The organism is Streptomyces sp. NPDC029216 (assembly GCF_040648015.1).
Taxonomy (GTDB): domain Bacteria; phylum Actinomycetota; class Actinomycetes; order Streptomycetales; family Streptomycetaceae; genus Streptomyces.
Genome location: NZ_JBEZWL010000007.1, coordinates 68,552 through 85,705 on the forward strand (window position 1 = coordinate 68,552; position 17,154 = coordinate 85,705).

At 72.3% G+C, this 17,154-nt stretch carries 12 protein-coding genes; all 12 read right to left on the reverse strand.

Translation table 11 applies throughout. From position 1 onward, the window contains the following. Window positions 1-32: 32 nt before the first annotated feature. Window positions 33-1,478: a GTPase ObgE gene (gene obgE / locus AB0F18_RS04885; protein WP_362055052.1), complete on the reverse strand. Its 1,446-nt coding sequence runs from the start codon at window positions 1,476-1,478 to the stop codon at window positions 33-35. A gap of 170 nt (window positions 1,479-1,648) precedes the next feature. Further along, the gene (gene rpmA / locus AB0F18_RS04890) at window positions 1,649-1,903 is read right to left on the reverse strand and encodes a 50S ribosomal protein L27 (RefSeq protein WP_007264038.1); all 255 of its coding nucleotides are present in this window, start codon (window positions 1,901-1,903) and stop codon (window positions 1,649-1,651) included. A gap of 13 nt (window positions 1,904-1,916) precedes the next feature. Next, window positions 1,917-2,237, reverse strand: coding sequence for a 50S ribosomal protein L21 (gene rplU, locus AB0F18_RS04895; protein WP_015033583.1), 321 nt, complete (start codon window positions 2,235-2,237; stop codon window positions 1,917-1,919). 278 nt (window positions 2,238-2,515) lie between these two features. Continuing rightward, window positions 2,516-6,172, reverse strand: coding sequence for an Rne/Rng family ribonuclease (locus AB0F18_RS04900; RefSeq protein ID WP_362055053.1), 3,657 nt, complete (start codon window positions 6,170-6,172; stop codon window positions 2,516-2,518). 232 nt (window positions 6,173-6,404) lie between these two features. After that, a complete protein-coding gene (locus AB0F18_RS04905; protein WP_362055054.1) occupies window positions 6,405-7,184 on the reverse strand; it encodes a TIGR03936 family radical SAM-associated protein in 780 nt (259 codons plus the stop codon). Window positions 7,185-7,293: 109 nt separating this feature from the next. Continuing rightward, window positions 7,294-8,235 carry a hypothetical protein gene (locus AB0F18_RS04910; RefSeq protein WP_362055056.1) on the reverse strand — a complete coding sequence of 314 codons (942 nt, stop codon included), beginning with the start codon at window positions 8,233-8,235 and terminating at the stop codon, window positions 7,294-7,296. 126 nt (window positions 8,236-8,361) lie between these two features. Then, window positions 8,362-10,284 (reverse strand): TIGR03960 family B12-binding radical SAM protein, encoded by a 1,923-nt coding sequence (locus AB0F18_RS04915; RefSeq protein ID WP_362055058.1) that lies wholly within the window; start codon window positions 10,282-10,284, stop codon window positions 8,362-8,364. 76 nt (window positions 10,285-10,360) lie between these two features. Next, complete coding sequence (locus AB0F18_RS04920; protein ID WP_362055060.1) at window positions 10,361-11,944, reverse strand: CYTH and CHAD domain-containing protein; 1,584 nt, start codon at window positions 11,942-11,944, stop codon at window positions 10,361-10,363. A gap of 82 nt (window positions 11,945-12,026) precedes the next feature. Continuing rightward, window positions 12,027-13,226 carry a rod shape-determining protein RodA gene (rodA, locus tag AB0F18_RS04925; protein WP_362055062.1) on the reverse strand — a complete coding sequence of 400 codons (1,200 nt, stop codon included), beginning with the start codon at window positions 13,224-13,226 and terminating at the stop codon, window positions 12,027-12,029. 6 nt (window positions 13,227-13,232) lie between these two features. Continuing rightward, window positions 13,233-15,407 (reverse strand): penicillin-binding protein 2, encoded by a 2,175-nt coding sequence (gene mrdA, locus AB0F18_RS04930; RefSeq protein ID WP_362055064.1) that lies wholly within the window; start codon window positions 15,405-15,407, stop codon window positions 13,233-13,235. A gap of 13 nt (window positions 15,408-15,420) precedes the next feature. Then, window positions 15,421-16,134, reverse strand: coding sequence for a rod shape-determining protein MreD (gene mreD, locus AB0F18_RS04935; RefSeq protein ID WP_362055066.1), 714 nt, complete (start codon window positions 16,132-16,134; stop codon window positions 15,421-15,423). Window positions 16,135-16,146: 12 nt separating this feature from the next. Next, the gene (gene mreC / locus AB0F18_RS04940) at window positions 16,147-17,094 is read right to left on the reverse strand and encodes a rod shape-determining protein MreC (RefSeq protein ID WP_362055068.1); all 948 of its coding nucleotides are present in this window, start codon (window positions 17,092-17,094) and stop codon (window positions 16,147-16,149) included. Window positions 17,095-17,154 lie beyond the last annotated feature (60 nt).

Consider the following 17,154-nt stretch of genomic DNA (forward strand, 5'->3'; position numbering starts at 1 on the left):
ATCGGACGGATCAGAAGCGGCGGAGGGGCGGATCAGAAGGGACGGAACTCGTCGTACTCCTGCTGGGCGGCGTCGCCGCGCTTGGCTTCCTTCTCCTTGCGGCGCTGCGTGGCCGGACGCGGGGCCTCCATGCGGTGGTCCTCGCCGCGGCGGCCCAGCATCTCGGCGCCGGCCATCATGGTCGGCTCCCAGTCGAAGACGACGGCGTTCTCGTCGGAGCCGATGGCGACGCCGTCGCCCGCCTTCGCGCCGGCCTTCTTCAGGGCGTCCTCGACGCCGAGGCGGTTGAGGCGGTCGGCGAGGTAGCCGACGGCCTCGTCGTTGTTGAAGTCGGTCTGGCGCACCCAGCGCTCCGGCTTCTCGCCGCGCACGCGGTACACGTCCTCCACCTCGTCGTAGCTGACGGTGAAGCCGGCGTCGTCCACGGCCTTCGGGCGGATGACGATGCGGGTCGCCTCCTGCTTGGGCTTGCGGGCGCGCGCCTTGGCGACGACCTCGGCGAGGAAGTAGGAGAGCTCCTTGAGGCCCGTACGGGCGACCGCGGAGACCTCGAAGACCTTGTAGCCGCGGGCCTCCAGGTCCGGGCGGACCATGTCGGCGAGCTCCTGGCCGTCGGGGATGTCGACCTTGTTCAGCACGACGAGGCGCGGGCGCTTCTCCAGGCCGCCGCCGTAGAGCTTGAGCTCCTCCTCGATGAGGTCGAGGTCGCCGACCGGGTCGCGGTCCGACTCCAGGGTCGCGGTGTCCAGGACGTGCACGAGGACCGAGCAGCGCTCGACGTGCCGCAGGAACTCCAGGCCGAGGCCCTTGCCCTGGCTGGCGCCGGGGATCAGGCCGGGGACGTCGGCGATCGTGTAGACGGTCGAGCCGGCGGTGACCACGCCCAGGTTCGGGACGAGGGTGGTGAAGGGGTAGTCCGCGATCTTCGGCTTGGCGGCGGAGAGCACCGAGATCAGCGAGGACTTGCCGGCGCTCGGGAAGCCGACGAGCGCCACGTCGGCGACGGTCTTCAGCTCCAGGACGATGTCGCCCGTGGTGCCGGGGACGCCGAGCAGCGCGAAGCCGGGGGCCTTGCGGCGGGCGGAGGACAGCGCGGCGTTGCCGAGGCCGCCGCGGCCGCCCTCGGCGGCCACGTACGTGGTCCCCTGGCCGACGAGGTCGGCGAGGACGTTGCCCTCCTTGTCGAGGACGACGGTGCCGTCCGGCACGGGCAGGATCAGGTCCTGGCCGTCCTTGCCGGAGCGGTTGCCGCCCTCGCCGGGCTTGCCGTTGGTGGCCTTGCGGTGCGGGCTGTGGTGGTAGTCGAGCAGGGTGGTGATCGCCTGCTCCACCACCAGGATGACGTCGCCGCCACGGCCGCCGTTGCCGCCGTCCGGTCCGCCCAGGGGCTTGAACTTCTCCCGGTGAACGGAGGCGCAGCCGTGGCCCCCGTTACCCGCGGCGACGTGCAGCTCGACGCGGTCCACGAAGGTGGTCATGGGTGTTCCTCCAGATACATACGGGAATGTCCCGGGCAGGCCTTGCTGCCCATTAAACGTGTCTATGTGACAACGCGCCGAGGGCGGACCTCTCTTCCCGGCACGTGCCGGGAAGAGTTGAGATCCGCCCTCGGGGTGTTACGAACGCTTGTGATTCAGCAGGAGCTGGATCAGGCGGCCGGAACGATGTTGACGACCTTGCGGCCACGGTGCGTGCCGAACTGCACCGCACCCGGCAGCAGCGCGAACAGCGTGTCGTCGCCACCGCGACCGACACCCGCACCCGGGTGGAAGTGGGTGCCGCGCTGGCGGACGAGGATCTCGCCGGCGGAAACGACCTGACCGCCGAAGCGCTTCACGCCGAGCCGCTGAGCGTTGGAATCGCGCCCGTTCCGGGTGGACGATGCGCCCTTCTTGTGTGCCATGTCTCAGTCCCTCTTACTTCGCAGCCGCGGGGATACCGGTGACCTTGATCGCCGTGTACTGCTGGCGGTGACCCTGGCGACGGCGGTAGCCGGTCTTGTTCTTGTAGCGCAGGATGTCGATCTTGGCGCCCTTGTGGTGGTCCACGACCTCGGCCGTGACCTTGATGCCGGCCAGGACCCACGGGTCGCTGGTCACGGCGTCGCCGTCGACAACGAGCAGGGTCGAGAGCTCGACCGTGTCGCCAACCTTGGCAGTGGAAATCTTGTCAACCTCAACGATGTCGCCGACAGCAACCTTGTGCTGGCGACCACCGCTGCGCACGATGGCGTACACGCGGATCTCTCTCTCACTCGGGGCGGAAACTCCTGAAGCCAGCCGCTCACGCGGGCCGGGGCCCACGGTGATCCGGAATGGACGAGCGGCCTCTCCCGTGTCCCGTCCGCTTGCGCGGAGGGTGCGGGAGGAAGGTGCTCAGGAGCGTGGCGCGCTGCACGGTAAACGTCCAGGACACGCCGACGGTCTAGGTTACGGGGCTGGTTCCGGAGGGTCAAACCGGGCCCCGCGCGCCCGTGGGCCCCGCCGGTACGGCGGGGCCCACGGACAGGCGTCGATCAGGCCTCGGCCGGAGCCGAGACGGACGGCGGGGTCTGCTGCTCCGCCGCCGCGGTCTTCTTCGTCGCCCGCTTCACGGCGGTCTTCTTGACCGTCGTCGTCTTCTTCGCGGCGGTCTTCTTGGCGGCCGCCGCCTTCTTGGCCGGGGCCTTCTTCGCCGTGGCCGCCTTCTTGGCCGGAGCCTTGCGGGCGGTCTTCTTGGCCGGCGCCGGGGCCTCGGCCTCGGCATCCGCCTCGACGACGGGCTCGGCCTCGGCCGGAGCAGCAGCCTCGGCCGGAGCGGCAGCCTCGGCGGACGGCTCGGCCACGGGGGCCTCGACGACCACGATGGCGGCCTCGGCCGCACCGGCTGGAGCGGTGGCCTTGCGGACCGCGCGGCGGCGCGGACGCGCCGGGGCGGCCTCCACGACGGGCTCGGGCTCGGCCACGGGCTCCGCGACGGCCGCGGCGACCGGCTCGGGCTCCGCCTCCACGACGGGCTCGGTGACGGCCTCCACGACCGGCTCCGGCTCCGCCTCCACGACGGGCTCGGCCACGGCCTCCACGACCGGCTCCGGGGCCGGAGCGGTGGCCTTGCGGGTCGCCCGGCGACGGGTACGGCCCTTCGGCGCGGCCTCCTCGGCCACCGGGGCGGCCTCGACCGGAGCGGCCTCGACCGTCTCCGCGGCCTCCACGGCCTCGGCGACGACCTCGGCGGCCGGCTCCAGCACCGTGTCGGCGGCCTCGGTGACCGGCTCGTCCAGGACGACCGGGGTCACCGGCGCCGGGGCGGCCTGACGCTCACCGCCGCGCGGGGCGCCCGCCGGAGCGGTCGCCTTGCGGGTGGCACGGCGACGGTTGCGGCGCCCGCTGATGCCCGCCGCGGCCTCGGCCTCGGCCGGGCTGCTGTACAGCTCCTCGCCCGGGACGAACTCCGGCTCGGGCAGCGCCCGCGGCGCGGCGACCTCGGCGGCCACCTCCGCCTCGGTCTCGGCCTCGAACACCTCGGCCTCGACGACGCCGGCCGTCTCCAGCTCGTGCTCGTGCTCGTGTTCCAGGGCACGGCCGCCGCGGCGCTTGGCGCGCTTGCCGTTGCCACCGCCGCCGACCGCGGCCGGGGTGTCCATGTGCACGATGACACCGCGCCCGTTGCAGTGGACGCAGGTCTCCGAGAAGGACTCCAGCAGACCCTGGCCCACCCGCTTGCGGGTCATCTGGACCAGGCCCAGCGAGGTGACCTCGGCCACCTGGTGCTTCGTGCGGTCGCGGCCCAGGCACTCCAGCATGCGCCGCAGCACCAGGTCGCGGTTGGACTCCAGGACCATGTCGATGAAGTCGATGACGACGATGCCGCCCAGGTCGCGCAGCCGCAGCTGGCGCACGATCTCCTCGGCCGCCTCCAGGTTGTTCCGGGTGACGGTCTCTTCGAGGTTGCCGCCCTGACCGGTGAACTTGCCCGTGTTGACGTCGATGACGATCATCGCCTCGGTCTTGTCGATCACGAGGGAGCCGCCCGACGGCAGCCACACCTTGCGGTCGAGCGCCTTGGCGAGCTGCTCGTCGATCCGGTACGTCGCGAAGACGTCCACCTCGGAGGTCCAGCGGGACAGCCGGTCGGCCAGGTCCGGGGCCACGTGGGACACGTAGCCGTGGATGGTCTCCCACGCCTGGTCACCGCTGATGATGACCTTGGAGAAGTCCTCGTTGAAGATGTCGCGCACGACGCGGACGGTCATGTCCGGCTCGCCGTACAGCAGGCTCGGCGACGAGGTCGTGATCTGCTTCGACTTCTTCTGGATGTCCTCCCACTGCGCCTGCAGACGCTCGACGTCGCGGCGCAGCTCGTCCTCGCTCGCGCCCTCGGCGGCGGTGCGCACGATGACGCCCGCGTCCTCGGGGACGATCTTCTTGAGGATGGTCTTCAGGCGCGCGCGCTCGGTGTCGGGCAGCTTGCGGCTGATGCCGGTCATCGAGCCCTCGGGCACGTAGACCAGGTAGCGGCCGGGCAGGGACACCTGGCTGGTCAGACGGGCGCCCTTGTGGCCGATCGGGTCCTTGGTGACCTGGACCAGCACGGACTGGCCGGACTTGAGGGCGGACTCGATGCGGCGCGGCCCGTTGGCCATGCCGAGCGCCTCGAAGTTGACCTCACCGGCGTACAGGACGGCGTTGCGGCCCTTGCCGATGTCGATGAAGGCGGCCTCCATCGACGGCAGCACGTTCTGGACCTTGCCCAGGTAGACGTTGCCGACGTACGAGGTGGCCTCTTCCTTGTTGACGTAGTGCTCGACGAGCACGTTGTCCTCGAGGACGCCGATCTGGGTGCGGTCGCCGTTCTGGCGCACGACCATCACGCGCTCGACGGCCTCGCGGCGGGCCAGGAACTCGGCCTCGGTGATGATCGGGACGCGGCGGCGGCCCTGCTCGCGGCCCTCACGGCGGCGCTGCTTCTTCGCCTCCAGGCGGGTCGAGCCCTTGATGGACTGGACCTCGTCGGACGGCTCGGCCTTCTCGCGCGCCGGGCGCGGCTCGCGGACCTTGACGACGGTGCGGACACCGTCCTCCTCGCCCGCCTCGACCTCGGCGGCGTCACCGCTGCGGCGGCGACGGCGACGGCGGCGACGGCTGGAGGAGGAACCGAGGGCCTCCTCGGCCTCCTCTTCCTCTTCCTGCTCGGCCTCCTCGGCCTCGGCCTCGGCCTCCTCCTCGGCGCTCTCGTCCAGGTCGGCGGCCTCACCGCGACGACGGCGACGGCCACCGCGGCGACGGCGGCGCGACGGGCGCTCGTCCGACTCGTCGGCCTCGTCCTCGTCGAGCTCGGCGGCCTCGGCCTCCGGCTCCTCCTCGGCGTACTCGGCCTCGGCCGGGGCCACGGGCTCGGCGGCGGCGCCACGACGGCGGCGACGGCGGCCGGCCGGCTGGGCGGCGACGGGGGCCTGGACCTCGGCGACGGCCTCCTCGGCCTCTTCCTCCTCGGCCTCCTCCGCCTCGACGGCGGCGGCAGCGGCCGCGGCGGCGAGGGCGGCGGTCTCCGGGGTCTGGAACATCGGCTCGGCGAAGACCGGGGCCTGGAAGACGGGCACGGCGGGACGCGCGGCACGGCGGGCGGCGCGGTTCGGGGCGGCGGGCGCCTCGGTCTCGGCGGCGGCCTCGGGCTGCGCGGGGGCGGCGGCCGGAGCGGCGGCCCGGGTGGCGCGGCGGCGGCCGCGCTTCGGGGCGTCGACGGCGTCGGCGACGGTGCGGGTGGCGACCTTGGGGGCCTCCGCCACGACCGGGGCCTCCTCGACGGGCTCCTCGGCCACGACCGGGGCGGCCTCGGCGGCCGGGGCGGCGACGGCACGGGTCGCACGGCGACGGGCACGCGGGGCGGGAGCGGCCGGAGCCTCCTCCTCGACGGCCGGAGCGGCCGGAGCCTCCACGACGAGCTCGACCGGCTCGGCGGCGGCCGGAGCGGCCACGGCACGGACCGCACGGCGACGGGCACGCGGAGCCGGAGCGGCCGGAGCCTCCTCGGCCACGGCGGGCGCGGGGGCGGTCTCGGCGGGCGCCTCGGCGGCGACACCGCCGGGCGGGCCGGCCGGGCGGGAAGCCGCGCGGCGACGCCTGCGCGGGGGCAGGTTGTCGCTGGGGCTGCCTGCGTCGGCGGCGGGGGTGTTCTCGTTTTCGTTGTTGAGCATGCGGGGTTCTCCCGTCACGCTCCCGGGCGCCGCGGCTGACGTCCGGTCCGGCACGGCTCCGCGCGATGTACGCGGAGCCGGCCTCCGGGGCGCGTTCGCCACACGGGAGCTGTAGTCCATGGCCGCCGGTTCCGTACGTCTTGTCCGTACGGCCTGGCGGAAGTCTTCAGGTCAGTGCGCTGCCCGACCCAGGTGGCTCCCGAGTGCCAGGGCGGCGCGACGACGACGATCCCTACGCGGCGGGACCTTCCGGCGCCTTCGCGTCGGCGTTCACGGCGGCCGTGGGTGGGGCGGCCGTGACAGCCTCGCGGTCGGGCGCGAGCGGGTCGGTCACCGTGCCGGACTCCTCGTCGAAGAGCCCCTGCGCCAGCCTGGTCACCGCGGCGGGGACCGGCGGCGCCAGGTCGGCCACAGCTTGGAGACCGGACAGGACGTCGTCGGGTCGCACGGCAGGTGTCAAATGCCGAACAACCAGCCGCAGTATCGCACAGGCATTGTCCAGCGGCCTATCAACCTGGGCGGGAAGGGCTTCGAGGCTGACGACGGCGCCCCGGGTGTCGAAGGTGCGCATGCCGTTCTTGGTGCGGCGCTGCACCTCCACCGTCTCGGCGGCGAGGTACGTCTCCACCGCGCGCTCGGCGTCGGCGAGCTCCACGCCCTCCAGGCGCAGCTCCCAGATGGAGGCCGTCAGCCGGTCCGCGAGCCCGGAGGTGCGGGCCTCGACGGCGTCGATGATGTCGAGGCCGAGCGGCATCGACTCGTCGAGCAGCTTGCGCAGCGTCTCGGGGTCGCGGGGCGCGGCGAGGGCGATCTCCAGGTACTCGGCCTCGCTGCCGGTGCCGGTCGGAGCGGCGTTCGCGTACGAGACGCGGGGGTGCGGGGTGAAGCCCGCCGAGTACGCCATGGGCACCTCGGCACGGCGCAGGGCGCGCTCGAAGGCGCGCTGGAAGTCTCGGTGGCTGGTGAACCGGAGGCGGCCACGCTTGGTGTAGCGCAGTCGGATGCGCTGCACCACCGGTGCGGGAGGCGGGCCTTCGGGCTGTCGCTTGCCCAGTGGTTCTTCTCCTTGTGCGGGGCGTCGCGGCTCGCGCGCCGCCCTGAGTTCCGTCGACCCGTCCGGCTCACCCCTGCCGGTGCGGCAGGGAGATCTCGGTGGCGGGTGCCGCGTCGGCGGCTGTCGTACTACCCAGAGTACGCGCCCGTGACCTCGCCGGTTCCCCCGCGGGCCTGCCGAACAGCACCCGCCGCACCTCGGCCCGCGCCTCGCGCACCGCGGCGCGGGAGGTGCGCCACACCTGGCGCAGGGCGTGCCCGACGGGGGTGGCCACCTGCCGGTGGACCCAGGCGAGGGGCCGGGCGACGCAGCCGCGCCACAGCCAGCGCAGTCCGCGCCCGAGGGCCTTGGTGATCCGGCCGGCGAGGTGCCAGGCGGGCACGAGCACCTGCCGTACGAGGAGGACGAGCGGCGGGGCCACGACGTGCACGAGCACCCAGCCCGCCCCGCGCCCGAGCGGCAGGACCGCGTACCGCCACAGCCCCACCCAGGGCCAGACGAACACCAGCAGGCAGGCCCCGCGCACCAGCCACCGCACCCCGTGCCCCAGCGGCGTCAGCACCCGCCGGTACAGCCAGGCCAGCGGCGGCGCGACCACGTCCCGCAGCAGCCACCCGAGCCCGGCCCCCACGGGCGCGAGCACGTACCGTCCGAAGCCCAGCACCACCCAGGCCGCCCCCAGGCCGAGCGGCCGCAGGACGTACCGGTACACCGCCCCGCCGACGGGAGCGGCGACGTACCGCCACAGCCCCACCCAGGGCCAGTAGAAGACGACCAGCGCGAGCGGTTTCAGCCCGTAGCGCCACAGCCGCACGAGCAGCCACCCGAGGCCCCGGCCCAGCGGCGCCAGCACGTGCCGCCCGGCCGCCCGCGCACCGGCCGCGAACAGGTCCCAGACCACCCGCACCGGCAGCACCACCAGGACGGCGACGACCTTCACCGGGACCCTGACGAACCCCGTCAGACACCCGTCCCCGCCCTGCGCGGCCTGCGGCTTCTCGATTTCCATGCTGCTAAGGACACCAGAGCCGCCCGAGCCGTTGCGCCGCCCCCCGACGATTCGGGCGCTCACGCACGTGTGCCCCTCACCGTTCCCGGTGAAGGGCACACGCGTGTTGACCTCGGGTCGCTCAGATCACTTCACGACCGACAGCGGCAGCAGCTTCTTGCCGGTGGGGCCGATCTGGATCTGGGTGTCCATCTGAGGACAGACGCCGCAGTCGAAGCACGGGGTCCAGCGGCAGTCCTCGACCTCGGTCTCGTCGAGGGCGTCCTGCCAGTCCTCCCACAGCCAGTCCTTGTCCAGGCCGGAGTCCAGGTGGTCCCAGGGCAGGACCTCCTCGTACGTGCGTTCGCGGGTGGTGTACCAGGCCACGTCCACGCCGTACGCGGGCAGGGTCTTCTCCGCGGCCTGCATCCAGCGGTCGTACGAGAAGTGCTCGCGCCAGCCGTCGAAGCGGCCGCCGTCCTCGTAGACGGCGCGGATGACGTCGCCGATGCGGCGGTCGCCGCGCGAGAGCAGGCCCTCGACGATGCCGGGCTTGCCGTCGTGGTAGCGGAAGCCGATGGAGCGGCCGTACTTCTTGTCCCCGCGGATCTTGTCGCGGAGCTTCGTCAGGCGGGCGTCCGTCTCCTCGGCGGAGAGCTGGGGCGCCCACTGGAACGGGGTGTGCGGCTTCGGGACGAAACCGCCGATCGACACCGTGCAGCGGATGTCGTTCTGGCCCGAGACCTCGCGGCCCTTGGCGATGACGTTGATCGCCATGTCGGCGATCTGGAGGACGTCCTCGTCGGTCTCCGTCGGCAGGCCGCACATGAAGTACAGCTTCACCTGGCGCCAGCCGTTGCCGTAGGCGGTGGCGACCGTACGGATCAGGTCCTCTTCCGAGACCATCTTGTTGATGACCTTGCGCATGCGCTCGGAGCCGCCCTCGGGGGCGAAGGTCAGGCCGGAGCGGCGCCCGTTGCGGGTGAGCTCGTTGGCCAGGTCCACGTTGAAGGCGTCCACGCGGGTCGAGGGCAGCGACAGGCCGATCTTGTCGTCCGTGTAGCGGTCCGCGAGGCCCTTGGCGATGTCCGCGATCTCGGTGTGGTCCGCGGAGGAGAGGGAGAGCAGGCCGACCTCTTCGAAGCCGGTGGCCTTCAGGCCCTTCTCCACCATTTCGCCGATGCCGGTGATGCTTCGCTCCCGCACGGGGCGCGTGATCATGCCGGCCTGGCAGAAACGGCAGCCGCGGGTGCAGCCGCGGAAGATCTCGACGGACATCCGCTCGTGGACGGTCTCGGCGAGCGGGACCAGCGGCTGCTTGGGGTAGGGCCACTCGTCGAGGTCCATGACGGTGTGCTTGGAGACGCGCCACGGCACACCGGAGCGGTTCGGCACGACACGGCCGATGCGGCCGTCCTCCAGGTACTCCACGTCGTAGAAGCCCGGGATGTAGACGCTGCCGGTCTTCGCGAGGCGCAGCAGCACCTCCTCGCGGCCGCCCGGACGGCCTTCGGCCTTCCAGGTGCGGATGATCTCGGTCATGTCGAGGACGGCCTGCTCGCCGTCGCCGATGATGGCCGCGTCGATGAACTCCGCGATCGGCTCGGGGTTGAAGGCCGCGTGGCCGCCCGCGAGGACGATGGGGTGGTCGACCGTGCGGTTCTTGGACTCCAGGGGGATGCCCGCGAGGTCCAGGGCCGTGAGCATGTTGGTGTAGCCCAGCTCCGTGGAGAAGGACAGGCCGAACACGTCGAAGGCGGAGACCGGGCGGTGGCTGTCCACCGTGAACTGCGGCACCTTGTGCTCGCGCATCAGGGCTTCGAGGTCCGGCCACACCGAGTAGGTGCGCTCGGCCAGGACGCCCTCGCGCTCGTTCAGTACCTCGTAGAGGATCATGACGCCCTGGTTGGGCAGGCCCACCTCGTACGCGTCCGGGTACATGAGCGCCCAGCGGACGTCACACGACTCCCACGGCTTCACGGTGGAGTTGAGCTCACCACCGACGTACTGGATGGGCTTCTGCACATGCGGGAGCAGAGCTTCGAGCTGTGGGAAGACCGACTCGGACATCACGCGACTTTCGTGAAGCGGGCAGGGGGCGACTCTCAAGCGTACCCCGAGGCCCGGACCCCCCTTCCCCACGTGATCACTTCAGGTGGGTCCGTGACCGGCGGCGGGCGGCCTTGGCCCAGATGGCCGGAAGGCGGTGTTCGAGGCGGGCGGACAGGCCTTCCTCGCGGGCGTAGAGCAGGCCCCAGGTGAAGGAGGGCTCCTGCGCGTCGGCCGCCTGGGCGCCGAGGCCGAGCAGGGCCTCGCGGGCGACGACCCCGTCGCGGTGGTCGCCGAGCAGGGACTGCACGGACTTGGCGGCCTTGGCCAGGCGGCGGGCGGGCTTGCCGAGGGCGGGGGCGGCCGCCTCGGCGGCGTAGCGGGCGCGCTTGGCGGCCTTGCGGGCCTCGTGGAGGGCCAGGTTCCGTTCCTCGCCCGGGTCCAGGGCGAGGGCCCCGGCGACCCGGTCGGCGAGCCGGTCCCAGTCGCGCAGGACGGCCTTGGGCAGCTGCCGGGTGGCGGGGCGGGCGGCTGCGGGGCGCAGGGGCGGGGCGGTGAGCAGGGCGTCGACGGAGTCGAGGAGGGCCAGGTAGCGGTCGCTGTCGAGGGCGGCGACCGCGCGGCGGCGGGTGCGCTTGCGGCGGAGGGCGTTCCAGGTGCGGAGCCGGTCGCGGACGGGGCCCAGGAGCAGGTCGGGCGGGAGTTCCCCGAGCCGGGTGCGCAGCAGTTCCAGGAGGACTTCGCGGTCGCGGTCGGCGCCGAGTTCGGCGCCGAGCCAGCGCAGCTCGTCGCGGACGGGGTCGGTGGCGGTGCGGTCGAGGATCTTGCGGTGGGTGGCGAGGGCGCTGCGCAGCCGTCGGGTGGCGACGCGCATCTGGTGGACGGAGTCGGGCAGGTCGCGGCGTACGGCGGGGTCCTGGGCGATGAGGGCGTCGCGCTGTTCGCGCAGGTACGCGAGGACGTGCGCGCCGGCCGTCCCGTCGGCGGGGCCGGGGGCGGGGCGGGCGGGGGGCGGGGCGCCGGTCTCGGCGAGGGCGCGGGCGAGCTTCGAGGGGGCGTCGGAGACGTGCAGGCCGGCCTCGGCGAAGCGGTCGCCGACGGCGTCGAGGAGGGCGGGGTCGCCTCCGTCGGCGAGTTCCACCTCGACCTCGGTCCAGGCGGTGGCGGCCTCGCCGCGTTCGGCGCGGACGGAGTCGGTGCACAGCTGTGCGAGGAGGTTGCCGTCGCCGTCGAGGAGGTCGTCGGTGTGGCGTTCGGAGTACAGCCGGACCTGGGGTTCCAGGCCGGTGCGCCGGGTCCGGGAGCGGACGAGGGCGGCGAGCTCGGGCGGGAGGGTGTCGGAGAGGGGGGCGCGGACCTCGTCGCGGACGCCGGGGGCGACGGGCAGTTTGAGGTGCCAGCCGGCGTCCTCGCCGCCGGTGCGGCGGCGCAGGGTGAGGCCGTCGGCGGCGAGTGCCTGGCCGGGGGTGTCGTAGTAGACGGCGTCGAGGCGGGCGGTGCCCCGGTCGCGGACGGCGGCGATCCCGGCGGTCCCGGTCAGGTCGGGCACGCGTCGGCGGGCGGCGCCGGGCTTGCGGGCCTGCTTGGCCCGTTTCCCGTGCGCCGGCTTTTCGTCCGCCGGCTTCCCGTGACTCCCGGTGAACTCGAATTTCCGCTCGACCTCGCGCTGGGTGTCCGCCATGCATCGAATCTAGTCCCGGTGCCGGGCCGGCGGCAGGCCGCTGAGCGCACTGCGGCGCGAAGCGGCCCGCGCACCGCCCGGATCAGGCCGACATCGGGCGTTGCACCCTTATCGACTGGAGCAGTCCGACCGCCACCCAGACGGCGAACATGGAGGAGCCTCCGTAGGAGACGAACGGCAGCGGGAGTCCGGCGACGGGCATGATGCCGAGGGTCATCCCGATGTTCTCGAAGGCCTGGAAGGCGAACCAGGCGATGATCCCGGCGCACACGACGGTCCCGTACAGCTCGGGGGTCTCGCGGGCGATCACGCAGGCCCGCCACAGGATGACGCCCAGCAGGACCAGGATCAGCCCGGCCCCGACGAAGCCGAGCTCCTCGCCCGCGACCGTGAAGACGAAGTCGGTCTGCTGTTCGGGGACGAACTGGCCGGTGGTCTGGGAGCCCTTGAAGAGTCCGGAGCCGAGGAGGCCGCCGGAGCCGATGGCGATGCGTGCCTGGTTGGTGTTGTAGCCGACGCCGGCGGGGTCGAGCTCGGGGTTGGCGAAGGCGGCGAACCGGTTGATCTGGTACTCGTCGAGGACGCCGAGCTGCCAGATCAGGATGGCTCCGGCGGCGCCGGAGGCGAGCAGGCCGACGACCCAGCGGTTGGAGGCGCCGGAGGCGAGCAGGACGCCGAGCACGATGATGACCATGACCATGACGGAGCCGAGGTCGGGCATCAGCATGACGATGCCCATGGGGGCGGCGGCCAGGCACAGGGCCTTGACCACGGTGCGGTGGTCGGGGTGTTCGAGGTCGCCGGCGTCGACGCGGGCGGCGAGCAGCATGGCCATGCCCAGGATGATGGTGATCTTGACGAACTCGCCGGGCTGGAGGGAGAACCCGCCGCCGATGACGATCCAGGCGTGGGCGCCGTTGATGGTCGAGCCGAGCGGGGTGAGGACGGCCAGGACGAGCACCAGGGAGAGCCCGTAGAGGATCGGCACGGCTCCGCGCAGGGTGCGGTGGCCCAGCCAGATGGTGCCGATCATCAGGACGAGGCCGATGCCGGTGTTCATGGCGTGCCGGGTCAGGAAGTAGTACGGGTCTCCCTGGTTGAGGGTGGTGCGGTTGCGGGTGGCCGACCACACGAGCAGGGCGCCGAGGAAGGACAGCGCGAGAGCGGAGAGCAGTATCGGCCAGTCGAGCCGGCGCAGGATCGAGTCCCGTGAGGTCAGCCTGGCGACGGGGCCGCGCTCGGGCGCGTACCGGGAGACGGAGAACTTGTTGGCGGTCTGCATCGGGCCTCAGTCCTGCTTGTGCGCGGGCGGGGCCGGGGGGCCGGCGAGCGCGGGCGGCGCGTCCTCGGGGGACGGCGGCACGTAGGGCCGGACCTCGGGGGCGTCGATGGAGCCGTCCGGCTGGATGGTGGGCAGGTTGGCCTCGGGCTTGAGCAGCAGGGCCTTGCTCGTGTCCTGCTTGCCGGCCATGTCGAGGCCGTAGAGGGCGTTGTAGATGTTGCGCACGGCGGGGCCGGAGGCGCCGGAGCCGGTGCCGCCCTGGGAGATCGTCATGACGATGGTGTAGTCGTCGGTGTAGGTGGCGAACCAGGAGGTCGTCTGCTTGCCGTAGACCTCGGCGGTGCCGGTCTTGGCGTGCATGGGGATCTGCTTCTGCGGCCAGCCGCCGAAGCGCCAGGCGGCGGTGCCGCGGGTGGCGACGCCCTCCAGTGCTTCGCTTATCTGCTGCCGGGTCTTCTCGTCCATGGGCAGCTTGCCGTGGGCCTGGGGCTTGATCTCCTCGACCTTCTTGCCGTCGGCGCTGATGACGGCCTTGCCGATGGTCGGGTTCCACATGGTGCCGCCGTTGGAGATGGCCGCGTAGATGGTGGCCATCTGGATCGGGGTGACGAGGGTGTCGCCCTGGCCGATGGAGTAGTTGACGGCGTCACCGGCGCGCATGAGGTTGCCTTCGAGGCAGTTCTCGTAGGAGAGCAGCTCGACGTAGGTGCCGCCCTTCTTGCCGGTCTTGCACCACTGGTCCTTGTTGGCCTCCCAGAACCGCTGCTTCCAGGCGCGGTCGGGGACGCGGCCCTTCTCCTCGCCGGGCAGGTCGACGTGGGTCTCGGAGCCGAGGCCGAACTGGTGGGCGGTCTTGTAGAAGATCTCCGCGGGGTTCTTCACGGGGTGCAGCCCGCCGTCCTTGAGCCACTGCTGGTGGCCGAGGGCGTAGAAGACGGTGTCGCAGGAGACCTCCAGGGCCTGGCCGAGGGTGATGCTGCCGTGGCCCTGGGACTCGAAGTTCTTGAAGACCTGTCCGCCGATGGAGTAGGAGCTGGGGCAGGGGTAGCTGCCGTCGAAGGCGTATCCGGCGTTGACGGCGGCGGTGGTCGGGATGACCTTGAAGATGGAGCCGGGGGCGGCCTGGCCCTGGATCGCCCGGTTCATCAGCGGGACGTTGGACTCCTTGGCGGTGAGCTTGGCGTAGTCCTTGCCGGAGATCCCGCCGACCCAGACGTTGGGGTCGTAGGTGGGGTTGGAGGCCATGGCCACGACCCGGCCGGTCTTGGACTCCAGGACGACGACGGCTCCGGCGTCGGCCTTGTAGGGGACGCCGGTGTTGCGGTCGATCTGCTTGCGGGCCTCGACCATGGCGGCGTTCAGCTCGTACTCGACGACGCCCTGGACGCGGGCGTCGATGCTGGTGACGAGGTTGGCGCCGGGGACCGTGGGGTCGTTCTCGGCCTCGCCGATGACGCGGCCGAGGTTGTCGACCTCGTAGCGGGTGACGCCGGACTTGCCGCGCAGCTGCTTGTCGTAGGTGCGTTCCAGGCCGAAGCGGCCGACCTGGTCGGAGCGCAGGAACGGCGAGTTGGTGTTCTTGGCCTTGATGATCTCGTCGTCGGTGACCGGGGAGAGGTAGCCGAGGACCTGGCCGGTGTTGGCGCCGCCGGGGGCCGGGTAGCGGCGTACGGCGGTGGGTTCGGCGGTGATGCCGGGGAAGTCCTCGGGGCGTTCGCGGATCTGGAGGGCCTGCTGGGTGGTGGCTTCCAGGGTGACCGGGATCGGCTGGTACGGGGAGCCGTTCCAGCAGGGCTGGGGGGTCTTGGAGTCGCAGAGGCGGACCTTGTCCATGACGTCCTGCGGCTTCATGTCCAGCACCCCGGCGAGCCGGGTCAGGACGCCCTTGCCCTTGTCCTTTATCTTCATCAGCTCGGTGCGGCTGGCGGAGACGACGAGGCGGGTCTCGTTGTCGGCGAGCGGGACCCCGCGGGCGTCGAGGATGGAACCGCGCACGGCGGGCTGGACGACCTGCTGGACGTGGTTGTTCTTGGCCTCGTCGGAGTATTCCTTGCCGTTGCGGATCTGGAGGTACCACAGCCGCCCGCCGAGGGTGAGCAGCAGCGAGAAGACGAGCACCTGGAGGATGACGAGCCGGATCTGCACCCGGGGGGTGCGTCCGGTCTCCGGAATGTTGGTCACTACTGCTCCCCCGTCACAGCTTCCTGACGCTCTTCACGCCTTTGACACCCTTGACGCCCTTGACGCCCTTTATGCGGCCGGCCCGGTTGGCGCGGCCCCGCGCGGTCATCATCCGCAGGCCGCCGCGCTGACTGCCGATGCGCAGGCCGGTGCCGCCGGCCAGCCAGCCGGAGGCGACGTCCTTGCCCTGCGCGGGGCCGCCGTTGGCCTCGACGGCCATCGGGTCGTTCTCGGCCCGGCGGGCCAGGGCCATGATGAACGGCACGGTGAACGGTGCGAGCAGCAGGTCGTAGAGGGTCGCGGTGAACAGCAGCCCGACCAGGCCGACGTGGCGGGCGGCGGTGTCGCCGACGAGGGCGCCGACGCCCGCGTAGAGGAGGGTGGAGACGATCGCGGCGGCGACGACGGTCAGCATCGGCCCCCAGGCGGAGCGGAAGCGGCCGTTGTCGGGGCGGACGAGTCCCACGAGGTAGCCGATGAGGCACAGGACGAGGGCGTACCGTCCGGCGGCGTGGTCGGCGGGCGGGGCCAGGTCGGTGAGCAGGCCGGCGGCGAAGCCGATGAGGGCTCCGCTGACGTGCCCGTAGACCAGGGCGAGGGCGACGACGGTCAGCAGGACGAGGTCGGGGACGGCTCCGGGCAGCTGGAGCCGGCCGAGGACGGTGACCTGGAGGACGAGGGCGACGGAGACGAGCGAGCCCGCGAGCAGGATCCGGTTGAAGCGCATGGCGGTCAGCTCCTACTCGTCGGCCGGCTTGCCGGAGACGCTGACGGAGGGCGACGGGGTGACCGTGACGGTGACCGTCGGCGTGGGCTTGGGCGGCTCGGGCTTGGGGGGCAGGACGGCGTCGCGGGGGTCCTCGCGCGGGGGCATGACGACGACTCCGACGATGTCCAGGCGGGAGAAGCCGACGAACGGGCGGACCCACACGGTGCGGGTCAGGTCGCCGCGCGAGGGGTCGACCTTGACGACCTCGCCGATCGGGACCCCTGGGACGAAGGGCTTGTTGGCGCGGGAGCCGAAGGTGACGAGCCGGTCGCCGGGGTTGATCTTGGCGCGGCCGTTGAGCATCTGGACGGAGAGGTCGCGGTCGCCCTGGCCGGTGGCGAAGCCGAGTTCGCCGGTCTTCTCCAGACGGGTGCCGACGGTGAAGCCGGGGTCGTTGGCGAGGACGACGGTGGCGGTGTCGGGGCCGACGGTGGCGACGCGGCCGACGAGTCCGTCCCCGTTGAGGACGGTCATGTCGCGCTCGATGCCGTCCTTGCTGCCCGCGTCGATGGTGACGGTCCAGGAGAAGCCCTGGGCCGCTCCTATCCCGATGACCTCGGCGCCCTTGATGCCGTACTGGCCTGCGCCGGCCCGCTTGAGCATCTCGTCGAGCTCGTGGATGCGGCTGCGGTTGCGGTCGTCGCTGCCGAGCCTGGTCTTCAGGGCGGTGTTCTCGCGCTCCAGGGTCGTGATCCGGTTGTGGCGCTCGTCGGAGTCGCGGACGGCCCCTATGGCGTTGGCGACCGGGTCCACGGCGGTCGCGACGCCCTTCTCGACGGGGCCGAAGACGGCGGCGGCGGCCCGCCGGGCGCCGTCGACCGGCGAAGCCTCTCCCGCCCTGATGTCCACCGTGATCAGCGCGAACGCGATGGCGATCAGCAGCACCAGGAGCAGCCGGCTCTCTCGTGTGTCCCTCACGTGCGGCGGCCGTGCCTTCCTCGTAGAAACTCGTGCGGCGGAACCGTTCCGGCGGAGCCG

Excerpts from the sequence above, each read along its gene's own strand:
- obgE (WP_362055052.1), bottom strand. The coding sequence starts at position 1,478 with ATGACCACCTTCGTGGACCGCGTCGAGCTGCACGTCGCCGCGGGTAAC.
- rpmA (WP_007264038.1), bottom strand. The coding sequence starts at position 1,903 with ATGGCACACAAGAAGGGCGCATCGTCCACCCGGAACGGGCGCGATTCC.
- AB0F18_RS04900 (WP_362055053.1), bottom strand. The coding sequence starts at position 6,172 with ATGCTCAACAACGAAAACGAGAACACCCCCGCCGCCGACGCAGGCAGC.
- AB0F18_RS04910 (WP_362055056.1), bottom strand. The coding sequence starts at position 8,235 with ATGGAAATCGAGAAGCCGCAGGCCGCGCAGGGCGGGGACGGGTGTCTG.
- AB0F18_RS04915 (WP_362055058.1), bottom strand. The coding sequence starts at position 10,284 with ATGTCCGAGTCGGTCTTCCCACAGCTCGAAGCTCTGCTCCCGCATGTG.
- AB0F18_RS04920 (WP_362055060.1), bottom strand. The coding sequence starts at position 11,944 with ATGGCGGACACCCAGCGCGAGGTCGAGCGGAAATTCGAGTTCACCGGG.
- rodA (WP_362055062.1), bottom strand. The coding sequence starts at position 13,226 with ATGCAGACCGCCAACAAGTTCTCCGTCTCCCGGTACGCGCCCGAGCGC.
- mreD (WP_362055066.1), bottom strand. The coding sequence starts at position 16,134 with ATGCGCTTCAACCGGATCCTGCTCGCGGGCTCGCTCGTCTCCGTCGCC.